This is a genomic window from Colwellia sp. BRX8-9, assembly GCF_014077245.1.
In the GTDB taxonomy this organism is placed as follows: Bacteria; Pseudomonadota; Gammaproteobacteria; order Enterobacterales; family Alteromonadaceae; genus Colwellia_A.
In genome coordinates this window covers 258,333-280,811 of record NZ_JACGVN010000001.1, presented here as the reverse complement: position 1 = coordinate 280,811, position 22,479 = coordinate 258,333, and the positions used below count along the sequence as shown (strand labels likewise).

Annotated in this window: 19 protein-coding genes; 8 read left to right on the top strand and 11 right to left on the bottom strand. The window is 37.7% G+C overall.

Annotation, left to right across the window (positions count from 1 at the left end; genetic code table 11):
• Positions 1-128 precede the first annotated feature (128 nt).
• The 6 genes from purB to dinG form a co-directional block, all read right to left on the bottom strand.
• Positions 129-1,499 carry an adenylosuccinate lyase gene (purB, locus tag H4J70_RS01370; RefSeq protein WP_070373720.1) on the bottom strand — a complete coding sequence of 457 codons (1,371 nt, stop codon included), beginning with the start codon at positions 1,497-1,499 and terminating at the stop codon, positions 129-131.
• 50 nt (positions 1,500-1,549) lie between these two features.
• A complete protein-coding gene (gene hflD, locus H4J70_RS01365) occupies positions 1,550-2,173 on the bottom strand; it encodes a high frequency lysogenization protein HflD (protein ID WP_182244472.1) in 624 nt (207 codons plus the stop codon).
• A 34-nt stretch (positions 2,174-2,207) separates the two neighbouring features.
• Positions 2,208-3,359: a tRNA 2-thiouridine(34) synthase MnmA gene (gene mnmA / locus H4J70_RS01360; protein ID WP_070373718.1), complete on the bottom strand. Its 1,152-nt coding sequence runs from the start codon at positions 3,357-3,359 to the stop codon at positions 2,208-2,210.
• Positions 3,360-3,422: 63 nt separating this feature from the next.
• Entirely contained in the window at positions 3,423-3,923 is a 501-nt protein-coding gene (locus H4J70_RS01355; protein ID WP_182217640.1) for an NUDIX hydrolase, read from the bottom strand.
• A gap of 4 nt (positions 3,924-3,927) precedes the next feature.
• Positions 3,928-4,572 carry a pseudouridine synthase gene (locus H4J70_RS01350; protein WP_070373717.1) on the bottom strand — a complete coding sequence of 215 codons (645 nt, stop codon included), beginning with the start codon at positions 4,570-4,572 and terminating at the stop codon, positions 3,928-3,930.
• Positions 4,573-4,575: 3 nt separating this feature from the next.
• The gene (dinG, locus tag H4J70_RS01345; protein WP_070376947.1) at positions 4,576-6,693 is read right to left on the bottom strand and encodes an ATP-dependent DNA helicase DinG; all 2,118 of its coding nucleotides are present in this window, start codon (positions 6,691-6,693) and stop codon (positions 4,576-4,578) included.
• A 140-nt stretch (positions 6,694-6,833) separates the two neighbouring features.
• Between dinG and H4J70_RS01340 the strand changes: the two genes are divergently transcribed.
• From H4J70_RS01340 to H4J70_RS01330, 3 genes are all read left to right on the top strand, one after another.
• On the top strand, positions 6,834-9,347 hold the full coding sequence (locus tag H4J70_RS01340) for a DNA polymerase II (RefSeq protein ID WP_182217635.1): 2,514 nt from the start codon (positions 6,834-6,836) through the stop codon (positions 9,345-9,347).
• Between the two features lie 121 nt (positions 9,348-9,468).
• Positions 9,469-10,653: a cystathionine beta-lyase gene (locus tag H4J70_RS01335; RefSeq protein WP_182217637.1), complete on the top strand. Its 1,185-nt coding sequence runs from the start codon at positions 9,469-9,471 to the stop codon at positions 10,651-10,653.
• Positions 10,654-10,711: 58 nt separating this feature from the next.
• A complete protein-coding gene (locus H4J70_RS01330) occupies positions 10,712-11,233 on the top strand; it encodes a GNAT family N-acetyltransferase (protein WP_182217638.1) in 522 nt (173 codons plus the stop codon).
• Between the two features lie 90 nt (positions 11,234-11,323).
• On the opposite strand, the gene secF is transcribed toward H4J70_RS01330, so the two are convergent.
• From secF to H4J70_RS01315, 3 genes are all read right to left on the bottom strand, one after another.
• The gene (secF, locus tag H4J70_RS01325) at positions 11,324-12,244 is read right to left on the bottom strand and encodes a protein translocase subunit SecF (protein ID WP_182218308.1); all 921 of its coding nucleotides are present in this window, start codon (positions 12,242-12,244) and stop codon (positions 11,324-11,326) included.
• Positions 12,241-14,091 carry a protein translocase subunit SecD gene (gene secD / locus H4J70_RS01320; protein WP_404842401.1) on the bottom strand — a complete coding sequence of 617 codons (1,851 nt, stop codon included), beginning with the start codon at positions 14,089-14,091 and terminating at the stop codon, positions 12,241-12,243. The genes secF and secD overlap by 4 nt, the downstream gene beginning before the upstream one ends.
• A 125-nt stretch (positions 14,092-14,216) precedes the next feature.
• Positions 14,217-14,654, bottom strand: coding sequence for a hypothetical protein (locus H4J70_RS01315; RefSeq protein WP_182218305.1), 438 nt, complete (start codon positions 14,652-14,654; stop codon positions 14,217-14,219).
• Between the two features lie 304 nt (positions 14,655-14,958).
• Here H4J70_RS01315 and aroG point away from each other — a divergent pair, with 304 nt between their 5' ends.
• The 3 genes from aroG (at position 14,959) to H4J70_RS01300 (ending at position 17,923) form a co-directional block, all read left to right on the top strand.
• The gene (aroG, locus tag H4J70_RS01310; RefSeq protein ID WP_182218309.1) at positions 14,959-16,011 is read left to right on the top strand and encodes a 3-deoxy-7-phosphoheptulonate synthase AroG; all 1,053 of its coding nucleotides are present in this window, start codon (positions 14,959-14,961) and stop codon (positions 16,009-16,011) included.
• 179 nt (positions 16,012-16,190) lie between these two features.
• Complete coding sequence (locus H4J70_RS01305; RefSeq protein WP_182222018.1) at positions 16,191-17,003, top strand: hypothetical protein; 813 nt, start codon at positions 16,191-16,193, stop codon at positions 17,001-17,003.
• A complete protein-coding gene (locus tag H4J70_RS01300; protein WP_182250527.1) occupies positions 17,000-17,923 on the top strand; it encodes an ABC transporter ATP-binding protein in 924 nt (307 codons plus the stop codon). Before H4J70_RS01305 ends, H4J70_RS01300 begins: the two co-directional genes overlap by 4 nt.
• Here the strand turns inward: H4J70_RS01300 and H4J70_RS01295 are convergent.
• Positions 17,920-20,517 carry an EAL domain-containing protein gene (locus H4J70_RS01295; RefSeq protein ID WP_182250526.1) on the bottom strand — a complete coding sequence of 866 codons (2,598 nt, stop codon included), beginning with the start codon at positions 20,515-20,517 and terminating at the stop codon, positions 17,920-17,922. The genes H4J70_RS01300 and H4J70_RS01295 overlap by 4 nt on opposite strands.
• A gap of 175 nt (positions 20,518-20,692) precedes the next feature.
• The gene (fabA, locus tag H4J70_RS01290) at positions 20,693-21,208 is read right to left on the bottom strand and encodes a bifunctional 3-hydroxydecanoyl-ACP dehydratase/trans-2-decenoyl-ACP isomerase (protein ID WP_070373707.1); all 516 of its coding nucleotides are present in this window, start codon (positions 21,206-21,208) and stop codon (positions 20,693-20,695) included.
• Positions 21,209-21,392: 184 nt separating this feature from the next.
• Here fabA and H4J70_RS01285 point away from each other — a divergent pair, with 184 nt between their 5' ends.
• Together H4J70_RS01285 and uvrY are read left to right on the top strand one after the other, a co-directional pair.
• Entirely contained in the window at positions 21,393-21,647 is a 255-nt protein-coding gene (locus H4J70_RS01285) for a hypothetical protein (protein WP_070373706.1), read from the top strand.
• A 183-nt stretch (positions 21,648-21,830) separates the two neighbouring features.
• On the top strand, positions 21,831-22,475 hold the full coding sequence (gene uvrY, locus H4J70_RS01280; RefSeq protein ID WP_070373705.1) for a UvrY/SirA/GacA family response regulator transcription factor: 645 nt from the start codon (positions 21,831-21,833) through the stop codon (positions 22,473-22,475).
• The last annotated feature ends 4 nt before the right edge of the window (positions 22,476-22,479 follow it).

Genomic DNA, 22,479 nt, shown 5'->3' with positions numbered 1-22,479 from the left:
ACATATAGGTTTCCGTTTATCCTGAACATATACGTTCATTGGCATCCATGCCATCACGTTATACCGTTCATCCTGAACATAAAAAGGAACCGCGAGGTTCCTTTTTATTAGCATACGTTTAGATAAAACTAGTCTAATTCGTTAATAAACTCTACTGCGCGACCTATGTAACTCGCGGGTGTCATTTCACATAACTGTGCTTTAGCCGCATCAGGTAATTCAAGCGTCATAATGAAAGCGCGCATTGAGTCGCCATTAACGCGTTTACCGCGAGTTAGCTCTTTTAATTTTTCGTATGGCTTTTCGATACCATAACGACGCATTACTGTTTGTACGGGTTCAGCTAAAACTTCCCAGTTGCTGTCTAATTCAGCAGCTAGATTTGCTTCATTTACTTGTAACTTACTAATACCTTTTAATGTAGCGCCGTAAGCTATCATCGCATGAGCAAAACCAACACCTAAGTTACGTAAAACCGTTGAATCAGTTAAGTCACGTTGCCAGCGAGAAATCGGTAATTTTTGCGCCAAGTGGGTAAATAATGCATTAGCAATGCCTAAGTTACCTTCAGAATTTTCAAAGTCAATTGGATTAACTTTATGTGGCATTGTTGATGAACCAATTTCACCTGCAATGGTTTTTTGCTTAAAGTGACCCATCGCGATGTAACCCCAAATATCACGATCAAAATCGATTAAGATGGTGTTAAAGCGGGCAATGGCATCAAATAATTCGGCAATGTAATCATGTGGTTCAATTTGAGTCGTAAAGGGATTAAACGATAAACCTAATGAAGTAACAAATTCATTAGCAAATTCATGCCAATTAACTTCAGGGTAAGCTGATAGGTGTGCATTGTAATTGCCAACAGCACCATTAATCTTACCTAATAATTCAACATCAGCAATTTGGGCACGTTGACGTTTAAGACGAATATAAACGTTGGCCATTTCTTTACCCAAAGTACTTGGAGAAGCAGGTTGACCGTGAGTACGACACATCATTGGAATGGTTTTGTATTCAATTGCTAGTGCTTTAATTGCCGCTAATATTTTATCCATTTCTGGTAATAAAACGTCGGTACGACAGTCATTTAACATTAAACCGTGCGAAAGGTTGTTAATATCTTCAGATGTACAAGCAAAATGAATAAACTCAGTGACTGCGTTTAATTCAGCATGATCAGCAATTTTTTCTTTTAAGAAATACTCAACCGCTTTTACATCATGATTAGTGGTCGCTTCAATGTCTTTAATACGCTGTGCGTCTACTTCACTGAAGTTATCAACAATCGCATTTAATGTTGCCGTAGCGTCATTACTAAAAGCCGGAACTTCTGCAATTTCTGTCGTTGCTGCAAGTTTTTGTAACCAACGAACTTCAACGGTAACACGGTATTTTATTAAACCAAATTCACTGAATATAGGGCGTAATGACTTAACTTTGCTGCCATAACGACCATCTACTGGAGATATTGCACTTAACGCTGAAAGTTCCATAGGGTTTTCCTAATATTTAAAGTAAGGTTAAAAACTAATTTTGAATTTGTTTAACAAGCTTTGAGCAGCTGCTCGGCACATTCAACCAATTTTGAACGTGAAAATAAAATACTTCGGCGTTGTCCACCGACCTGTCGCCATAAAACACTTGAGCGAATACCGGCTAATAACAAGGCACGTATCTTATGTTGATTGACTGATTGCTTTAATATAGCGGGTTCGCCTGCTACCTGGATAGGTGTTCCGAGCGGGCTGATCAAATCGCTATAAATTGACGCTAAGCTCGAAACGAGTGTTTCACTGGTAATGCCATAATGTACTAATTGACGTTGGCTTTGGCTAATTCGTTCACCGAGCGCATTCATTTTATCGCTATATTTACTTAAACGACGCTCTAAACCCAGTAAGCTCACCACATAACGGGTGATCTCAGGATCTTTGTTAGTTGATTTATTGCCTAAATGGTTAACTAGTGTTGTTAATCCTATTTTTAAATGACTCATTTCACCACCGTAAACTTCCATGGTGTTTTTAGGCGATGTGATCATGACACTATTAAGTAATAAGGCGAGTTCGTCTTCGTCTATTTGCCCACTACGAGATATTTTTTGTACCCAATAAGCGACTTGACAAACCGCGGCAAGTGTTAGGGTTTGTTCATTTATACTGTTCATAACTATTAACTGCTCAACTAATTTTCGTTATAACTTAACGGATAAGTGTGTTGATGATACCGCCGCCAAGACAAATATTATCTTGATAAAAAACTACAGATTGTCCTGGTGTTACTGAACTTTGTGCTTCATCAAACATGACTAAATATTCACCATCGCTCATCGGAGATAGATGACAAGGGACATCATCTTGGCGATAGCGGGTTTTAACGGTACATTTTATTGGCGTATCAAGAGGTTTGCGGTTCACTAAATGCAATTGATTACCGATTAAACCTTTAGAAAATAGACGAGGGTGGTTATGACCTTGACCAACAATTAAAACATTGCGCAATAAATCTTTTTCAACAACGTACCAAGGCTCTTCTCCGGCATTAGCTAAACCGCCTATGCGAAGGCCTTTGCGCTGACCTAGCGTGTGGTACATTAAACCGTCGTGCTCACCAATGACATCGCCTTCAGCGGATTCAATTTTTCCTGGCTGCGCGGGTAAATATTGACCTAAAAAATCTTTGAATTTACGCTCACCAATAAAACAAATACCCGTACTGTCTTTTTTATTATGAGTGATTAAGTCAGCCTGTTCGGCAATGGCGCGTACTGCAGGCTTTTCGATATTACCCACAGGGAATAATGTCCGTCCCACTTGCTCATCGCTTAGCGTATATAAAAAGTAACTTTGATCTTTATTACTGTCTAAACCGCGTAACATAGCCCACTGACCATCAATAAACTCACGCTGAACATAGTGTCCGGTGGCAATATAGTCGGCATCTAAGTCTTCACAAGCAAACTCTAAGAAGGCCTTAAATTTGATTTCTTTGTTACACATAATATCAGGGTTCGGCGTGCGACCTGCTTTATATTCAGCTAAGAAATACTCAAAAACATTATCCCAGTATTCTGTTGCGAAATTAATGGTGTGTAACTTTATACCGAGTTTGTCACAAACAAGTTGTGCATCTTCGAGGTCTTGTGCCGCTGCACAGTATTCATCGGTATCGTCTTCTTCCCAATTTTTCATGAACAGGCCTTCAACTTGATAACCTTGTTCAATCAATAAGTGTGCAGAAACAGAGGAGTCAACACCGCCAGACATACCAACAATTACTTTGGTGTCGTGTGGTGCTTTACTTATAGGCGCGGTGTTTTGGTTTTCAGCGCTCGATGATACTTGTGATGACATTAAAACTACAAATCTAGAGAAAAAGGCGAAAAATTATAGCATGTCAGGATTTAGGGGCATAGATTAAAGATTGGATTTTAATGAAGATAATGATATTTTTTTTCCATTTTTCAAAACAGCTAAGTAATCCTCAATACATTCCAAGACCAGCGTGCTGCGTAATTGTGCAGATTTTGCTTTTATTTCATCAAATGACAGCCAATGGGTGGCAATAATCTCATCATCTTGAGGGATACTTTGTAGAAATTCATCAAGTTCGATAACAAAACAAAATCGAAGGTAATAAAGATTAATATCCGGGCGATAAAAATAATAAATACCTGAAACATAATTCGGCGAAAGTGCTAAGCCTGTTTCTTCAAGAACTTCTCGTTCAATGGCACTAATTAAGTTCTCATTCGCCTCTAAGTGTCCAGCAGGTTGGTTAAAGACTTTTTTACCTTTTTCAATTTCTTCAACCAATAAAAACTTATTTTGATGAACAATAATAGCTGCCACGGTAGCATTGGGCTTAAATTGATCTTCGCCATGGTCATTACCGGCAGTGTTAACCGCTAGTGTCATATTCTTATTCACTTTTAAGTTGTTGGTAATGGCCATTTTCGATACCGTCAAGGCTGTATTGACCAATGCTGTAACGGATAAGTCGTAGCGTTGGAAAATTAATAGCCGCGGTCATTCTGCGGACCTGCCGGTTCTTTCCTTCGGTAATCGCGATACTGAGCCATGTCGTGGGAATATTCGCTCGATCGCGTATCGGCGGATTACGTGGCCAAAGGTCTGGTTCATTGATCACTTTTACTTTCGCTGGTAACGTTTGGCCATCTTTTAGTTCTACACCCTTTCGAAGTTTTTGTAAATCAGCTTGCTGTGGTACACCCTCGACTTGTGCCCAATAGGTTTTTTCAGTTTTTTCGGTTGGGTTAGCCAGTTTGTGCTGCAATTTCCCGTCATTGGTCAGCAACAATAAGCCTTCACTGTCGCGGTCTAAACGCCCAGCGGCATAAACGTCTTTAATCGGAATAAAATCTTTTAAGGTTTTACGCTGCTGATCGTCAGTAAATTGTGACAGTACATCAAAGGGTTTATTGAAAAGTACTAACACTCGATCTGCTGGGGCAGGGCGAGGCTTAACATCTTTTAATGCGCGACTCTTAGATAATCGACGATTAGTTGAGTTTGACGCTTTTGCACGCTTAGTGAGGTTAGTCAAAGCTTATCCTTTTGAAATAATTTGATAGGGCGGTAAAGAATCAAGTAATTGCTTACCATAGCGCTTGGTCACTAAACGTTTATCCATTAAAGTAATGATACCGGTATCTTTCTCATTTCGCAGTAATCTTCCTGTCGCTTGAATCAGTTTTTTGGATGTTTCTGGCACTGAAATCGACATAAAAGGATTGCCGCCTTTAGCGGTAATGTATTCAGCTTGTGCTTCTTCAACGGGTGATGTTGGAACAGAGAAGGGTAATTTGGTAATAATCAAATTCGTTAAATATTTACCGGGTAAATCTAGACCCTCAGAAAAACTTTGTGTGCCAAAAATTATACTGGTTTTATCTTCATCACAGCGTTTTCTATGGGCCTCTATAATATGCTGACGTGACTGCTCACCCTGAACTAGAATCTCCATTTTGTGCTGCTCTCGTAAGGATTTAGCTACTTGCTCCATTTGCCAATACGAAGAAAATAGCACTAAACAGGCTTTTTCTTGCTTAATTAACGCCGGTAACTCATTAATTAATTCATCGGTGAACTGAGGGCTACTTGGCTCATTTTTCATTTTAGCGATAACAAGTTGCGCATTGTTTTGATAATCAAACGGAGAGTCGACTTTTTGATATTGGGTGCCATCATTAATTTGTAAACCGACCTGGCGTCGAAAATGCTCAAACGAATTCAATGCTAAAATAGTGGCTGAACATAATACCGCCCCTTCACATTTTGACCAGAGAATATCTTCAAGGGTAAAGCCAACTTCAATAGGGGAAGCCGACACTAAAAAGTCACTACGTTTCCCTGTCAGTTTTTCGAACCACCTTGCCATTGGAGCGCCTTTCTCACTGTCTGTTTTGGCATACATTTTCCATAGTGAGTTGAAATTTTCTAACCGTTGGATCATAAAACCAGCTTCTGCAAGTAAGGGCTCGGCAACAAACATTTTACACTCCCCGTCTTTCACTGACTCCATCAATAAGTTATATAGCTTGTTGCAATGTCCTAAACATTTTTTACTGAGCTCTGCTAAATCTTTAGCTGAGTTTTTTAAGTTCGGTGGAACGATTCCGTTTTCAAAACGATATAATGCCGCCTCGTCATCACGAGAGAAACGGCTATTTTCTTTAGCTTTTTCATTGAAATATAACGCCTGATTGTTTTCGATAAAGCTCGCTACTTTTTGCATTTCCATTAATAAATCTTGGCAATCGTCCCCTAACTTTAACGAGGGTGAAATGGCCGAAGTCGACTTTATTAATTTTGCCATCTTATCGCCGGTTTCTTTTAACTTAGTTAGCCAATCAATGGCACCTTTAATGGCAACATTCGCACTTGAATGATCACGGGTTACTTTAGGCAGATGATGTGCTTCGTCAATAATGTAAAAAGTGTCTTCTGGCGAGGGTAAAATAACACCTCCACCAAGCTCTAAATCAGCCAGTAATAAACTATGGTTAATGACCAACACATCGGCAGACTCCATGGTTTCTCGAGCTTTATGAAAAGGGCAATGGGTGTGATCGGCTAAATGTTTTAAACAACTGTGTTTGTCACATTGAATTTGTTGCCATAAATGATGAGGGATAGGGTCAGCCCAAGAATCTAGATCGCCTTGCCATTTATTATCCGTTAACGCTTTATGTAAATGATGTAATAGCTTTATATCCATGGCATTAGGTTTTTGCGCAAAGGTGAAACCGGCCTGAGGTGAATCGTCTTGACTGACAGCCAGCGCTAATTTTTGCCGACAAACATAGCGTTGGCGACCTTTGACTAAGGTGAAATTAAAATCTAAGCCTGAATGTTTTTTTAAGAAGGGTAAATCTTTATCCACTAATTGTTCTTGTAGCGCAACTGTTGCAGTAGAAATACAGACCTTTTTTTGACGTGACATCGCTAACGGAATAGCGCCTAATGAATAAGCCAAGGATTTACCCGTACCGGTGCCGGCTTCTATGGTAATAATTTTTCGCGCTTTATCGTATTCTCCCGCAAGAGTTTTAGCTATTTCGGCAATCAAAAAAGTTTGCTGTTTTCTTGGATGAAAGTTTTCTAAATTTTCACCAATGGTTTTATACGATGTGCGAATTGCTACTTTAATTTTATCGCTTAGCATGCTGTTAGCCATTTAGGGTTCATTAGGTTATATACTCATTCCAGTTAAATAGGCTGAATCCTGTATCTTCAAATAGGATGAGTATATACTGCTGTATGTATTAACAGTTTATCGTTATCCGCAACGAATTAAAATAATTAATGTCATTAACTGTAGAAAAATTAACGCCTAGCTTGAATTATGGCTTTTTATTAACCCGTCAAGCCTATGATACCAAACAAGGTATCGAATTGTCTTTATGGGTTAAAACCCTTCAAGGTGCTGTTAATGTTATTGTGCAAAATCAACAGGCATTATTTTTTGTTGAACAAACGCAGCAACTACTCGCGCAAAGTCTCCTGTCGGAGCAGCGAATAGTAACGGCTAAAGTTACCCCGCTTGCGCTTAAAACCTTTAATCAACAACTCGTCAGTGGCTTTTATTTTTCAACGATGCGTGAATTCTATCGCGCACGCGATGTTTTAAAACAAGCCCAAATAAAATGCTATGAAGACGATTTTCGCCCTGATGAACGCTTTTTAATGGAGCGCTTTATTACCGCTGGTATTGAATTTATCCCTCGGTTAACAGCTTCATCGGTAACCGAATCTGCCAAACAGTTTTCACAGACTAACTTTGCTACCTTTTATAGTGACAAATGCCGTGCAACGGATAAGACTCAGTTACTTGATGATATTGCTTTAACTATGGTATCACTTGATATTGAGTGTTCAATGGCAGGGGAGCTTTATTCTATTGGCTTACATTCTCATAAAATGTCTGATGGTAAGCCGATAAAATGTGTTTTGATGATCGGTGATCAAAACAAGTTTTTAGCAAAAATAACGCAGTCCAAGTTATCTGACGCTGAGGCGACAGAAATCGCAGAGCACATCGTTTGGCTTGACAATGAACAAGCGTTGCTCGCTGAGCTGATCGCTTGGATAAAAATCCACGACCCCGACATTTTTATTGGTTGGAACGTGATTAACTTTGATTTTAATTTGCTACAAAAACGCTGTGATATTTATAATATCCCTTTTAATATCGGCCGCAATGATAAGTCACCTCGCTGGCGAACACGTTCGGCAGGCGGTAGTCAAAATGAGCAAAAATTTATTGATGTCGCTGGCAGAGTGGTCCTTGATGGTATTGATTTACTAAAAAACGCGACTTATAACTTTCCAAGTTTTTCCCTTGATTTTGTTGCCAATGCCTTATTAGGTAAAGGGAAGAAGGTTGATGATGTTGACAATAGAATGCAAGAGATTAACGACAACTTTACCAATGACAAGCTAGCTTTAGCCGCTTATAACCTTGAAGATTGCCATTTAGTTACCCTGATCTTTGAACAATCTCTATTACTAGAATTCACGCGTTTGCGCGCCAAACTAACTGGTTTATCTATAGACCGTATTGGCGGCTCTGTGGCAGCGTTTACCAATTTATATTTACCTAAATTACACCGTAGTGGTTATATTGCGCCCAATATGGGCGATGGCTTGCAAGGGCTAATTTCTCCTGGTGGTTATGTGATGGACTCTATTCCGGGTTTATATAAAAATGTTTTAGTACTTGATTTTAAAAGTCTTTACCCCTCTATTATTCGAAGTTTTAATATTGATCCTATGGGCCTAATTGAAGGTTTACAATCACCTGAAACTAGTATCAAAGGTTTTGATGGTGCTTATTTCTCTAGAGATAAGCATTTTTTACCTGAAATTATTAATGAGTTGTGGTTAGAGCGTGATATCGCTAAAAAAGATAAAAATGCGGCATTGTCGCAAGCGATAAAAATTATTATGAATTCGTTTTACGGGGTCTTAGGCTCTACGGGATGTCGATTTTTTGATCCACGTTTATCGGGCTCAATCACTAAACGAAGCCATGAATTATTAATCACCACTAAAATGTGGCTAGAAGATGATGGTTATCAAGTTATTTATGGTGATACCGATTCTATTTTTGTCAGTGTTGACGATGATTTTAGTCACCAGCAATGTCAAAAGCTGGGTAAAACCTTACAAGATAAAATTAATCTTAGGTGGCAAGCAACGCTTAAAAAAGAATTTGCGATAGAAAGCCAACTTGAAATTGAGTTTGAAACACATTTTAGCCAATTTTTGATGCCAACCATCAGAGGGCAAGATGTCGGTACTAAGAAGCGTTATGCTGGCATTGTAGAAAAGAATGGCTCATCAGAATTGATTTTTAAAGGCTTAGAAAGCGTCCGCACCGATTGGACTGAACTGGCTAAAACTTTTCAACGAGAGTTGTATTTAAAAATATTTAATGGCGAACCTTTTGCTGACTATGTACGCAATATTGTTACTCAAACATCAGCAGGGCAATTAGATCATTTACTGGTGTATCGTAAACGCATTCGTAGGCAGTTAGATCATTACGTTAAAAACGTGCCTCCACATGTGAAAGCGGCACGTTTAGCCGATGATATAAACAAGATAAATAAGCAACCGCTAAAATATCAGCAACGTGGTTGGATAGAGTACTTGATCACGACTTCTGGACCGCAAGCAAAAGGTTATGTTAACGCGCCACTCGATTACCAGTTTTATATCGATCGGCAATTAGCGACCGTTGCTGATGCTATTTTACCTTTTGTCGGGAGTAGTTTCGAAAAATTAACCAGTGATCAAATGAACTTGTTTCAATAGCCTCTGCTGTTTTAATTAATATAAATAAATCGTGCATCATGCTTGGAAAGATCATAAGGTGACTTTATTGAGTTAGCTATTTAGATGGCTAAATGAATTTTATGTTTTAGGATGAAAGATCATGATCAACGATACCAAAATAGTCAATGCGGGACGAAAATCAAAATGGACACGTGGCGTTGTTAATCCCCCAGTAGAACGTGCATCAACCGTTGTTTTTAATACGGTTAAAGAAATGAATCACGCAACAGCAAATCGTGGTAATCAAGTACTTTTCTATGGCAGAAGAGGCACCTCAACGGCTTTTGCTTTCGCCGATGCTATGACTGATCTCGAAGGAGGCGCTGGTTGTGCCATTTATCCATCGGGTACTGCGGCGATCACTAATGCTATTCTTTCGTTTGTTAAAACCGGTGACCATATCCTTATGGTCGATACGGCTTATGAACCCACGCGTGATTTTTGCGATAAAATATTGGTCAATATTGGCGTTGAAACGACTTATTACGATCCAACTATTGGCCGAGATATAGCCAGACTTATTAAAGAAAACACCCGACTTATTTTCTTAGAGTCTCCTGGCTCTATTACCATGGAAGTTCAAGATGTTCCCGGTATAGCTGAAGTTGCTCACCAGCATGGCTGTATGGTTATGCTCGATAATACTTGGGCTGCAGGGGTTAATTTTCAACCTTTTGATTATGGTGTCGATATTTCGATTCAAGCAGCGACTAAATATATCGTTGGTCATTCAGATGTGATGTTAGGTACGGCAATAGCCACTGAAGAGTATTGGCCACAACTGCGTGAAAACAGTTATCTGATGGGGCAATGTACTTCACCCGATGATCTATATTTGGCAATGCGTGGCATTCGTACCTTAGGTGTGCGTTTAAAACAACATCAAATTAGTGCGCTAAAAGTGGCTAATTGGTTAGCAACACGCGAAGAAGTTGATGTTATTCTTCATCCTGCATTCGAATCGTGTCCGGGCCATGAATATTTTAAGCGTGACTTTACTGGTGCTAACGGTTTGTTTTCATTTGTGTTAACCCGCGGTGATAAGCAATCACTTAATGCCTTACTTGATGGTATGGAACATTTTAAAATGGGCTATTCGTGGGGCGGTTTTGAAAGTTTAATTTTGGGTAATACCAATGTTGGGCGTTTGCGAACAGCGACAAAGTGGAATTATGAATATCCATTAATTCGCCTGCATATAGGTTTAGAGGATGTTGATGACTTAATTGCCGACCTTGCTCGAGGCTTTGATAGATTGAACACTGCCTTAGAAAATAAATCTTAGACAGTATTTTATTAAAAAATAAAGCTTAGGCTTTACGCGTTAAAAGTTTGGAATTTACATGCTGCTATGCACAACACAAAGGTTAACCATTAGGCACCTGAATGAGCAGGACCATGAATTTGTTCTGCAATTATTGAATGATGATGCTTTTATTAAAAACATTGGTGATAAAGGGGTTAGAGAGACTAAAGATGCAATTGCCTACTTAGTTAATGGTCCACTAGCAAGCTATAGCGAACAGGGTTTTGGGTTAAATTTAGTCGCTTTGAAAAGTGATAATACACCGATTGGACTCTGTGGTTTGTTAAAGCGGACTGAATTGGAATTCCCTGACTTAGGTTATGCCTTGTTACCTGAATATTGTTCGCAAGGCTTTGCTCGAGAAGCCTCATTAGCCGTATTAAAAGTTGCTTATGACAATAATTATGCAGCAAATGTTGTCGCGATCACCTCACTAGAAAATACTCCCTCTAACGTATTATTAAAAAAGCTTGGTTTTGTATTTGAACAGACTATAGAGTTTTATGGGTCAACCAATAATCTTTATAAAGTTAGACTGGCTTCAATTTTTGAACAGTAACCAACTTTAAAGACAGTAACGTTTAACACTAGGATATGGACTTAAGTGTAAATATCCTAGTGTTGCCAATTTCCTCTCAAACCGTTTACATTAGGGTAAAGGACAAACCTCTAGCTCTTTTTGTTGATAATAATCAGCGGTTAGCCCGAGTAATTGTGGCACTGTTGCCGCAATTACAATAGAAGAGAAAGTGCCCACTAAAATCCCTGAAAATAGCGCAATAGAAAACCCCGCTAAAGACTCCCCGGCAAAACCCCATACAGCCATAATAGTCACTAAGGTTGTTCCTGAGGTGATCATCGTTCGCACTAAGGTTGATTTAATGGCTTGATTGATCACTTCATCTATTGTGGTGTCATGGGTAGATTTCATTATTTCTCTGATTTTGTCACCGACAATAATAGAGTCATTTAACGAGTAACCTACAATAGCTAATAAACTCGCTAATATTGTTAAATCAAAGGGGATACCAAACCATGCAAAAAGCCCGAGTACAATAAGTACATCATGAAAAAGGGCAATAACAGCCCCCGCAGCTAAACGCCATTCAAATCTAAAAGACAAATACATTAAGATAACAATGATTGCGGTTAATAGTGCTAAGCCACCTTGGTTAATTAAGTCTTCTCCGACTTGGCTGCCAATGTAAATAGCATCTTGAGGGCTAATGTTTAGTTGATTTTTGTCAGCAAAATCAGATAGCCATGCCTTATCTTGTAAACTGACGTTATTATCTGCTTGTTGAACACTCCAATGAGTCCCTTGCTCTGCAGAGGTCAGTTTAAAGCTTTCTGGAAGATAGTTACTGAGTAAGTTATTCATATCCTGTTGACTGAGTGATTTCTCGGTTGAAAATTCAGTTAAGTAACCACCGGTAAAATCTAAACCAAGTGCTAAACCTTTATTTAATAGTCCTACTAGCGCTATAACAACAAAAATCATAGCTATAAAACAACCCACTAGGCGAAAAACACTTAATTTAGACGTGCTATTTATTTTAAAATTTTTCATACATTAACACCTAATAATTGAGCTTTATTTTTTCGAATGACAAGGTTTGTTAAACTTTTAGAAACAAAAACGCCGGTGAACATACTGGTTAAAATACCTAAACACAAAATAAGGGCAAAACCTTTTACTGGGCCGTTGCCTATGGTGTATAAAATAATACCAGTGATCATGGTGGTTACATTGGCATCAAGAATTGTTGAAAATGCACTTTTATAGCCTTGCTCAACAGCTGAGAGCACTTTATGTCCACGCTTTAACTCTTCTTTTATCCGCTCAAAGATAAGTACATTGGTATCTACAGCCATACCAACCGTCAATACTAAACCAGCAATACCCGGAAGTGTTAGTACTGCCCCAGGGAGTAACGACATCAACCCTAGTAAGCTTATTAAGTTTAATGTTAACGCTACATTAGCGATAAGCCCCAAAGTTCTATACCAAAAAACCATGAATAACAAAGTAAACCCCATGCCTATACTCAGTGCTTTTATACCATTTTTGATATTATTTTCGCCGAGTGTCGCTTCAATGGTGCGCTGTTTTACTATAGTTACTGGCGCTGTTAGCGAACCTGCTCGCAATAATAATGACAGTTCTTGTGCCGCATGTTGGCTGGGCATGTTGGTAATACTAAACTGTGAACCTAAGTGTTGTTGAATGGTGGCAACATTAATTATTTTACTTTTTTTGACCATTTGATCACCAGCATCTCGATAGAACTCAGAAAACACCGTCACCATAGCATTACCAATATTTTGCTTAGAAAATTGCGACATCTTCTTACCACCTAAGGCATCTAAGGTGAGGTTGACTAAAGGCATGCTCATTTGATCTTGTCCTGCGCGAGCATTTTCGATATTACTACCTGAAAAAACTACCTGACTGTTTAAGGTAAACGTTCTGCCATGTTCGTCCGCCATGCGTAATATACCTGCTGCATTTGAGTTTTCGGCAAGCTGATAAAAATCAAGTGATGCCGTGGCACCTATAATACGTTTTGCTTCCTCGGGATCATGAACACCAGGCAATTCAATACGAATATGGTTTTTACCTTGTTGAAGTGTAACCGCTTCGGTTATTCCCAACTCAGCTATTCTTCCACGCATCGTTTTTAATGTTTGCTGCATAGTTTCTTGGCGAAATTGAGCTTTTTTTTGCGAGGAGTATGACAAGATCACTTGGTCATTTTGATTTTTTTGTTGAGATAAATCAGGGTAGGCTGCTTTTATTTGAGTGAAAAGTATAGCCATTTTACTTTTGTCAGCGTTAGAAAAATTCACCGAAAGGTTTTGATTGTCCGCATCACTAGTAAGATCAATCTTATGTTGAACAACACTAACGCCTCGAATACGTTCTTCCATAGCAAGGGTTTTTATTGCTAATGCGATGTTTTTAAGTCGGTCAAATAAAGCTTGTTTTGTGTCGACATCAAGTACAAATAATACTCCACCACTTAAATCTAAGCCTAATTTTATTGGCTTAGCGTCGAATGATTGCAACCATGAGGGTACGCCACTTATCACCGAGGTCTCAACCCGATAATGATTAAACTCATTAGATAAACGTGTGTTAACTGACGCTATGTCGGCTGTATTACTGAGTGTTATTGACGTTGTCTTATCAATAGTATGAATTTTATCAACGGTTAAGTTGTTCTTATTCAATAAACCTTTAAGCTCACTAGTCGTTAGTTGTTGCACGTTCGCATTAATAGGTGAGAGGACAATTGTGACTTTATCTTTATATATGTTGGGTAGGGCATTTACTAATAAAAAAACTAAGGTGAAAATAATTAATAGGTTTTGCCATGTAAAGTAACGATATGGCTTTTTTCTAGGTGAATTCATCATAAAATCTCGAAATTTTGCTACATTTACTCTCTAAATTTTAGAAAAGCGCCTGCAACAAGGGTCACTGTTAAAGCAGTGACGGGAAAAAGGAAAAATAAGTTAATAATGGTTAGATGATGAATCTATGAATGATAAGTCAGGCGAGCTGTGTATAGCGTATTGCCATCTTTCCAACCAGCAAGTCGATTAGAGTTTGAACGATGACTGAGTTGTTCATACCAATTAAGTTTAGCAGGAGGGTTTGCAAGATTTTTAAATAAACTTGCAGAGAGTTTTAGCGTAAAAAACTCAGTAACGAGAAGATAGTTTGGCGTGGTTTGTATTTCATTAATAAATAAAGAGGCGGAAATTAAATTTAAGCGCGGTAAGTTAACCACATCATCGGGGGCAATATTATCTATTAATACCGAAAAGTTTGATGTCGGGTGCGAGTGACTTTTTCCAATGGTCGATATACTAGAAAAAGTTAAATCGCTATTAGCTGAATTTTCAATAGGTAAAGCATTAGCCGTGGCAGCTAAGACAAATAAAAACAGGGTTATCGAAAAAGTACGCCACATAAGAAAAGTAAATTAATTATTAATATGGTGTATGTGTGGCAAAATATTTGTTTTTCAAGTGCAGAGGTAAAATATATTGACTAAAGTCGCGTTGATTATTGTCGAAAAATCACCATTGTTGCCAACATTATCGATATATTGTTTTTAAGGCATTTTCTATTGGTATTGTCCGATTAACACTGCTAAGTTGTTGATGGGTTACCCATCTAGGAGTCTAGCCAGCGAGTTAGACATACACAATGAAAATAAATTCTAAGCGGTGCAATAACTGTACTTTTTAGCATTGAAGTAAAGAGAAATGACTATGTTCTACCAAACCGACGACGTTCGCATCAGTAAAATAAAAGAATTATTACCTCCAATCGCACTTATTGAGCGATTTCCAGCTTCTCAAGAAGCATCTAAGTCGGTATTTTCTGCACGTAAAGCCATTAGTAACATTTTTAATAATAAAGATGATCGCTTGCTCGTTGTCATTGGTCCTTGTTCAATACATGACACCGATGCAGCATTAGAATATGGCCAGCGACTAGTTAAACTGCGCAAAAAGTATGAAGACACGCTTGAAATTGTTATGCGAGTTTATTTCGAAAAGCCAAGAACAACGGTGGGTTGGAAGGGCTTAATTAATGACCCTTACATGGATAACACCTTTAAGCTTAATGACGGCCTTCGAATTGGCCGTAAATTATTACTCGACCTCAATGATATGGGGATGCCGACAGCGGGTGAGTTTTTAGACATGATAACACCACAGTATATGGCTGATTTTATGTGTTGGGGAGCAATCGGGGCTCGTACTACTGAAAGCCAAGTTCATCGAGAACTCGCCTCAGGCTTATCTTGTCCAGTCGGATTTAAAAATGGTACAGATGGCACCATTAAAGTGGCAATAGATGCAATTGGCGCAGCAAGTGCTTCTCATCATTTTTTGTCGGTCACTAAATATGGTCATTCTGCTATTGTTCAAACAACGGGTAATAAAGATTGTCATATTATTTTACGAGGCGGTAAATCGACAAATTTTGACGCAGACAGTGTAAAAGTTGTGACTGAGCAATTAGAGAAGTCTTCACTTAATACCAAGATCATGATTGATTTTAGTCATGCTAATAGCAGTAAAAAGTTTAAAAATCAAATGCTCGTTTGCGATGATGTTTGTCAGCAAATTAGTGGCGGGAATGACAATATATTCGGTGTCATGGTTGAAAGTCACTTAGTAGAAGGTCGCCAAGACCTGATTGACGGAGAAGTGGCGACATATGGTCAAAGTATTACCGATGCTTGTATTGGCTGGTCTGATACAGAAGTCTTGTTGGCACAACTGAGTGAGTCAGTCGTTACTCGTAGAGCTTAAGTTTATTTTCCCTCTTCTTTAAGTGTATTAGTAAAGCCAATCAATTTTGATTGGCTTTTTTATTTGTAAACTCAATGTCGAGCGCTGATGTTATTGCCACTGTTTGAAACAAAATAACACTCGCATTTTGTTAGCTGTGCCTTTATGGTATTGAAAAATAATCACTAGCAGGCGTTAATTTGTTGAACATCCATAGACTATCTATTCTCACGCAATTTGAATTGAAGCGTATTTTTAATACTAAAAATGGCTTAATCGCCTTAACGGCATTTTGTGCTGTTTGGTTCATACTTTTGACTTATGTGATCAGCTCAGCCACTGAACTGGTTTTTTCCGATGGATTTAAGGTGGCAGCAAGTACTTTATTTGGTTCATTGGGAGTAAGTGCTTTGTTGAAATGGCCCGTTGCTGAATTTTCTATTTATTGGCTAGTCGCGGTTTATTCATTTCCAATATTCACTTTTTTAGTCAGTAGTGATCAAACTTGTTCCGACCGTGCTCGCGGAACGCTTCGTTTTATTACTTTAAGAGCCTCACGCAGTGAAATACTGCTAGGACGATTTTTAGGTCAATTCCTTACACTTGTTAGTCTTATATTACTAACGTTAGTGGCATGTGTTATTTTAGCCACAGTTCGTGATAATGCTTTGTTTTTACCGGCATTAAAACAAGCTGCAGTTTTGTTTATTGAATTAGCAATTATAATTTTACCTTTCATTGCTCTGATGTCATTTTTTAATAGTATTTTATCCTCAGCAAAAATGAGTATTGTTGCTGGTATTTTGTTTTATACCATAGGAGCACTATTGATAGGTTTTATTCAATTTCAATTAGACAGTGGACTTTTTCTTAACTTTATTTTTCCGGGTACACAAATTAGCAGTGTAGTTTCATTAGATGGACTCGATTTTTACCATTATTTAATTCCTATATTACAAACAATTGTCTTGTTATTTGTTGCGGATAAACTACTAAAGAGGGCATCAATATGAGTTTACTCAATAGCCAATCTGCGCCATTAATTCAAGTTGATAATCTTTCAAAATCATTTGGCGATCATCTAGCTTTAGACAACGTATCATTCAGTATAGAAAAAGGGCAACCCATTGCTTTAGTTGGACCCAATGGTGCTGGTAAAACAACTTTATTTAGCCTTTTATGTGGTTATCTGTTGCCCAGTAGCGGCACTATCACTATTGCAGGATTAAGGGCTGGAGACGCCAACCTATTCGGCAGATTAGCGGCTTTACCACAAGATGCTCAGTTTGACCCACGTTTTTCTATTGCACATCAATTAACCTTTTATGCCCAACTGCAAGGTCTAACTCGCAAGAATGCACAAAAAGAAGCACAAAGAACGTTAGAGCTTGTTGGCTTAGCTGACACGCTAAAAGCCAAGCCTGATGAGTTATCACATGGCATGCGTAAACGTGTTGCTATTGCCCAAACGTTAATTGGCTCGCCAGAAATAGTTATGTTGGATGAAGCGACAGCGGGACTTGACCCGATAAATGCACGAGAAGTTCGTCAGCTCGTTGCTTCATTATCATCAGAAATTACCTTTATTTTAAGTTCTCATGATTTGAGTGAACTAGAGCGGTTATGTAGCCAAGTCTTATATATAGAGAAGGGAAAATTAAAACAACATCAAAACTTGCAAAGCGAAGATCAGCAAGGTTTCTTAACGATTAGAATGAGGAAGGCGTACGATAACTTCTTACCTTTAATGGCTGGCGTTGCCGATGTACAGCATATTGAACAGACGCAAAACAATGAGTTTTTAATCACTACTGGTATCATTTCTCCTGAAAGCGAACCGTTAGATTTACAAATATTAAAGCTTTGTCATCAACACAAATGGCAATATTCACAATTAACTAACGGTAAAACTTTAGAAAATAGATTATTCTAGATTTTATCAGCTGGAATGAACTCACCATCAAGGTCGACACGTTTTTGTGTTCGACCATTGTTTTGTGAAGCCAGCCAGTCAAGGTAATCATCAATGGGCATTGGTTTTGCGTAATAGTAGCCTTGGCCAATATCGCAGCCAAAACTACGCAATGTGTCTTCATCTTCTTGGCTATTAATACCTTCAGCAACAACTTCTAAACCTAAACCCTTTGCCATTTTAACCGTAGCTTCAGCAATGGTTTTACGTTTGTGATCATCATTAACATTCTCAACAAATAGTCGGTCAACTTTGAGCTCTTGAAAAGGAAGATGGCTAATTTGCGCCATGGAAGAATATCCTGTGCCAAAGTCATCAATACTGATAGTAAAACCTAAATCGCCTAATTTTTGGATTAACTCAAGAGATTGCTTGTTATGGCTAATTGACGCCGATTCAGTTAACTCTAAAATTATTTTCTCAGCGGCTATGCCACTTTCTTCAATAATACTTAGAGCATTAGTAAAAAAGTGCTCATGAGCAATATCTTTACCACTAATATTAATTGAGACCATATGATTATTATTGACTAAAATTTGTTGATGCTGTGCTAAAGCGCGCTTAATAACCCATAACGTTAGTTGATTAATAAGGCCTAAATCTTCGGCTAAAGGAATAAAAATGTCAGGTGAGATGAAACCTTCACGAGGATGTTCCCAACGAATTAGACACTCGCTACTGCATACACGTAAGGTTTTAAGATCGATTTGTGGCTGATGGTATATAGCTAATGTGTCATTCTCTATTGCTTCTTTTAAATCGGTGGCAAGTTTGAGCAAGTAACTGGTGTGATCTGATTTTTCGCTTTGATAATAAGCCCAACGTCCATAGACAAGTTGCGCATCGTTTACCGCTAACTGGGCATGATTAATCAATAAGTAGTTAGCACTGCCATGTTCTGGGTGGTTAGCGACACCAATTACTGCTGACAAGGGTAACTTAAGGTCATCTATTTGAAATGTCTCAGAGGTAAGCTGTTGTATTGATTTGATCAAAACAGGCAAGTCTTGCTGATTTTTCTCGTTATTAACGATTATAGCCAGGCAGTTATTTTCTAAAAAACAAATTTTTTCGTGGTTAGAAGATAATTTTACGATAGCATCATTATGAATAAACAATGAGCTTAAGCGACGACTTAGGCGTTTAAATAAAGCCGCGTTAGCTTTATCATCAATATAAAGTGATATTTGTTCGATATGTTCTGGTTTAATTATTAATACACAAAAATCGTTTTTACCCGAAATTTTCATTTCGTTCATCGCGTTTTCAAGCATCGACTTACGGGGTAATCTGGTAAAATCATGGTAACTAATATCATGAATTCTATCTTGCTCATTCCTGCGCATCCGCTCAGCGAGTGCAAAAGCCATAAAAGTAATTTCAATCATCACCGCAAATAGAAATGCATTACGTGTAATGAATGTCGAATCAACATAATTTAATAACACGAGTGGTTGAATTGCCGCACCAGCTAAAAAAGGTACCCATGAAATGAAATAAAATCGTGCCCAGGCAAAATCTTTAGACAGTCTTCTAAAAATGATAAATAGTGCATATAAAATAAATATCGGTTGAATTGAAAAAAACAGTTTGGTTTGTGCAATTTGATCTAAGGTCAATGAATAAAAAGCGACAACCATTAACAGTAGGCAAGATGTTAGGCCCACTTTATAAAAATTCCCTTTTATTTGGTCATAACGTAAGAAATATAATGAGAAAAGTAACAAGAAAAATATCATAAAATAATCTAAAAATAACGAGTACTCATGGATTATATATTGAATGTTTTTTGAGAAAATTAGATATCCATACCCCGTTACTCCAGCTATAACAATAAAAGCAGATAATAAATAGCCAATATATACCAAGTAAACTTTATCTTTTGTCGCAAAAAATAGCACAAAGTTATAGGCTGCCATTAAAAGCATAATGCCAATAAAAATCCCAAAAGTCATTTGCACATAATCAGCACGTTTATCAAAATTGTCTTTGCTATAAAGTATTAACGGGATATTTGGTGCGCCATTACTTTTTACATGCACAATAACTTGTGCCGTACTCTTTGCAAGGAGATCAAAAGCTACATGTGGAAATACATCCAATAAGGTTTCTTGCTCAGGCGTCTGTTTTTGTTGAGCTATTTGTGTCGTACTTCCCAAAATAGCATTGACTTTATAAACATCAAAAAAAGCCAAACGACTGTTATCGGCATGCAATACAACACTTTGGGGGGTTGGAGTATTGTTACTAATATTAATTTTCACCCAATAGGATTGAAGACCTAATGCGTAAGGAATGTCATTAGCTAACGAGGGAGTGAATCGCGCTTCTGCCTCTTTGCTTTTAATGAGAGTTTTGATATTTAAACTATTGTCACGGTCAATAGCGTAGCTAAAATTACTTGTTACTAAAGGAGAATCTTCACTAAAAGAAAGATCATCGATATGACTGATGAACTGCCATACACTGTTAAGAATAAAAACTAACACCAGCGAAATCATTAGGATAAAGACTAATTTGGTACTGTTATAAACACTTGAGGGTAACTTGATCATAAGGATAATTTTAAGAATAGCGTGATAAGTTTAATAAGGTTAATTTAGCAGAATATCGCAAATAAAGGCAGGAAATTAATAAAATAAAAAAGCCTACTGTCTAAAAGTAGGCTTTAACATATATAACGTAAGGTATTATTATATGAGTCTTAGATAAGTCTTAGATAAAACAAGACTAAAATGAAGTAGTGTCAGTAAATAAGCCTACTTTTAAATCTTTAGCGGTATAGATAACCTTGCCATCAACTAATACTTCACCATCAGCAATACCCATAAACAATTTGCGCTTGATAACACGCTTTAAAGTGATTTTATAAGTTACTTTTTTGTTGGTCGGTAAAATTTGACCTGTAAATTTAACTTCACCTACACCCAACGCTCTACCGCGACCTGGACCACCTGACCAACCAAGGAAGAAACCAACGAGTTGCCACATAGCATCTAAGCCTAAACAACCAGGCATAACAGGGTCGCCTTTAAAGTGACAATCAAAAAACCAAAGGTCTGGGCTAATATCAAGTTCAGCAATAATCTCACCTTTACCATATTCACCACCATCTTCAGTGATAGAAATAATTCGGTCCATCATCAACATATTGTCTGAAGGTAATTGACTATTTCCTTCGCCAAACATTTCGCCAGTTCCTGCTTTTACTAAGTCTTCTTTAGAGTATGAATTTTGATCTAACATGAGGTCACTTTATTTTCAGTAATTAAATTATTCGCTACTTTAGCGAACACCTGTACACTAAACAACTCCGAGCAGTGCTTTATTTGAGTTTTATTAATATAAAGTTAGATTATTATCACTTTTTTATATATTATTTGGTTACGCATAACCTTGTTTTTATTTTAGATAATTTGGTAACTAACTGATGAAAGAGAATAAAAAAGCATTTAGTAACGCAGAGAAACAAAAGCGCTATCGCGAACGACAAAAAGAGAATGGCAAAAAAGAAATGCGTGGCTATTTGTCTCCAGAAGCACAAAATTGTTACGAACTCATAGCCGAGCAGACGAAATGGACGGACAGCGTCATTTTAAGTAATGCGGTTAGATTGACTTATGCTGCTTATAAAAATGGTCAAATTGGTTTGTTAAATAATTGGTTAAAGAAGCATGATCTTTAGTTAAAATTTAGCCTAACAGTAGGTTAATAAAGCAGTGCTATAACTATGCTGCACTTTTTCAATGTAAGATGGTTGAATTCAATTGTACTGCTTGCTAATACCCTATATGCTCTAATCATATAAGGAATATTTCTTACAGTATTCTCCAAGATAATAAAAATTGTAAATTAAGGTGAACCTCCGTTGATAAATGTTTTATTGGTCGATGATCATGAGTTAGTTCGTACGGGAATACGTAGAATTCTAGACGACGTAAAAGGACTTAAAGTCATAGGCGAGGCCGAAACCGGAGAAGAAGCCGTACAATTTTGTCGTAAAAGTCAACCCGATGTTGTGTTAATGGACATGAACATGCCGGGGATAGGTGGTTTAGAAGCGACTAAAAAAATAATTCGTTATTCACCTGACATAAAAGTTATCGTGTTAACTGTGTATTCAGAAGACCCTATTCCTACCAAGGTCATGCAAATTGGCGCTGCAGGTTATTTAACTAAAGGTGCTGGTGCTGATGAAATGGTTAACGCTATTCGAGCAGTAAACAGTGGTCAGCGTTATATAACACCAGATATTGCTCAACAAATGGCATTAAGTCAGTTTAAATCGAATGAAGAAAATCCATTCAATACCTTGTCTGAACGTGAACTTCAAATTATGTTGATGATCACCCGTGGCGAAAAAGTCCCCCATATTTCAGAACAACTCATTTTAAGTACTAAAACGATTAATAGTTACCGATATAGAATGTTTGAAAAGTTGAACGTTGGTAATGATGTAGAACTTACTCATCTCGCTATTCGTCATGGTATGATCAAAACAGAAACATTATAAAACT

Coding starts and splice junctions, on each gene's coding strand:
- purB (WP_070373720.1), bottom strand. CDS start 1,499: ATGGAACTTTCAGCGTTAAGTGCAATATCTCCAGTAGATGGTCGTTAT.
- hflD (WP_182244472.1), bottom strand. CDS start 2,173: ATGAACAGTATAAATGAACAAACCCTAACACTTGCCGCGGTTTGTCAA.
- mnmA (WP_070373718.1), bottom strand. CDS start 3,359: ATGTCATCACAAGTATCATCGAGCGCTGAAAACCAAAACACCGCGCCT.
- H4J70_RS01355 (WP_182217640.1), bottom strand. CDS start 3,923: ATGACACTAGCGGTTAACACTGCCGGTAATGACCATGGCGAAGATCAA.
- dinG (WP_070376947.1), bottom strand. CDS start 6,693: ATGCTAAGCGATAAAATTAAAGTAGCAATTCGCACATCGTATAAAACC.
- H4J70_RS01340 (WP_182217635.1), top strand. CDS start 6,834: ATGTCATTAACTGTAGAAAAATTAACGCCTAGCTTGAATTATGGCTTT.
- H4J70_RS01335 (WP_182217637.1), top strand. CDS start 9,469: ATGATCAACGATACCAAAATAGTCAATGCGGGACGAAAATCAAAATGG.
- H4J70_RS01330 (WP_182217638.1), top strand. CDS start 10,712: ATGCTGCTATGCACAACACAAAGGTTAACCATTAGGCACCTGAATGAG.
- secF (WP_182218308.1), bottom strand. CDS start 12,244: ATGAAAAATTTTAAAATAAATAGCACGTCTAAATTAAGTGTTTTTCGC.
- secD (WP_404842401.1), bottom strand. CDS start 14,091: ATGAATTCACCTAGAAAAAAGCCATATCGTTACTTTACATGGCAAAAC.
- H4J70_RS01315 (WP_182218305.1), bottom strand. CDS start 14,654: ATGTGGCGTACTTTTTCGATAACCCTGTTTTTATTTGTCTTAGCTGCC.
- aroG (WP_182218309.1), top strand. CDS start 14,959: ATGTTCTACCAAACCGACGACGTTCGCATCAGTAAAATAAAAGAATTA.
- H4J70_RS01300 (WP_182250527.1), top strand. CDS start 17,000: ATGAGTTTACTCAATAGCCAATCTGCGCCATTAATTCAAGTTGATAAT.
- H4J70_RS01295 (WP_182250526.1), bottom strand. CDS start 20,517: ATGATCAAGTTACCCTCAAGTGTTTATAACAGTACCAAATTAGTCTTT.
- fabA (WP_070373707.1), bottom strand. CDS start 21,208: ATGTTAGATCAAAATTCATACTCTAAAGAAGACTTAGTAAAAGCAGGA.
- H4J70_RS01285 (WP_070373706.1), top strand. CDS start 21,393: ATGAAAGAGAATAAAAAAGCATTTAGTAACGCAGAGAAACAAAAGCGC.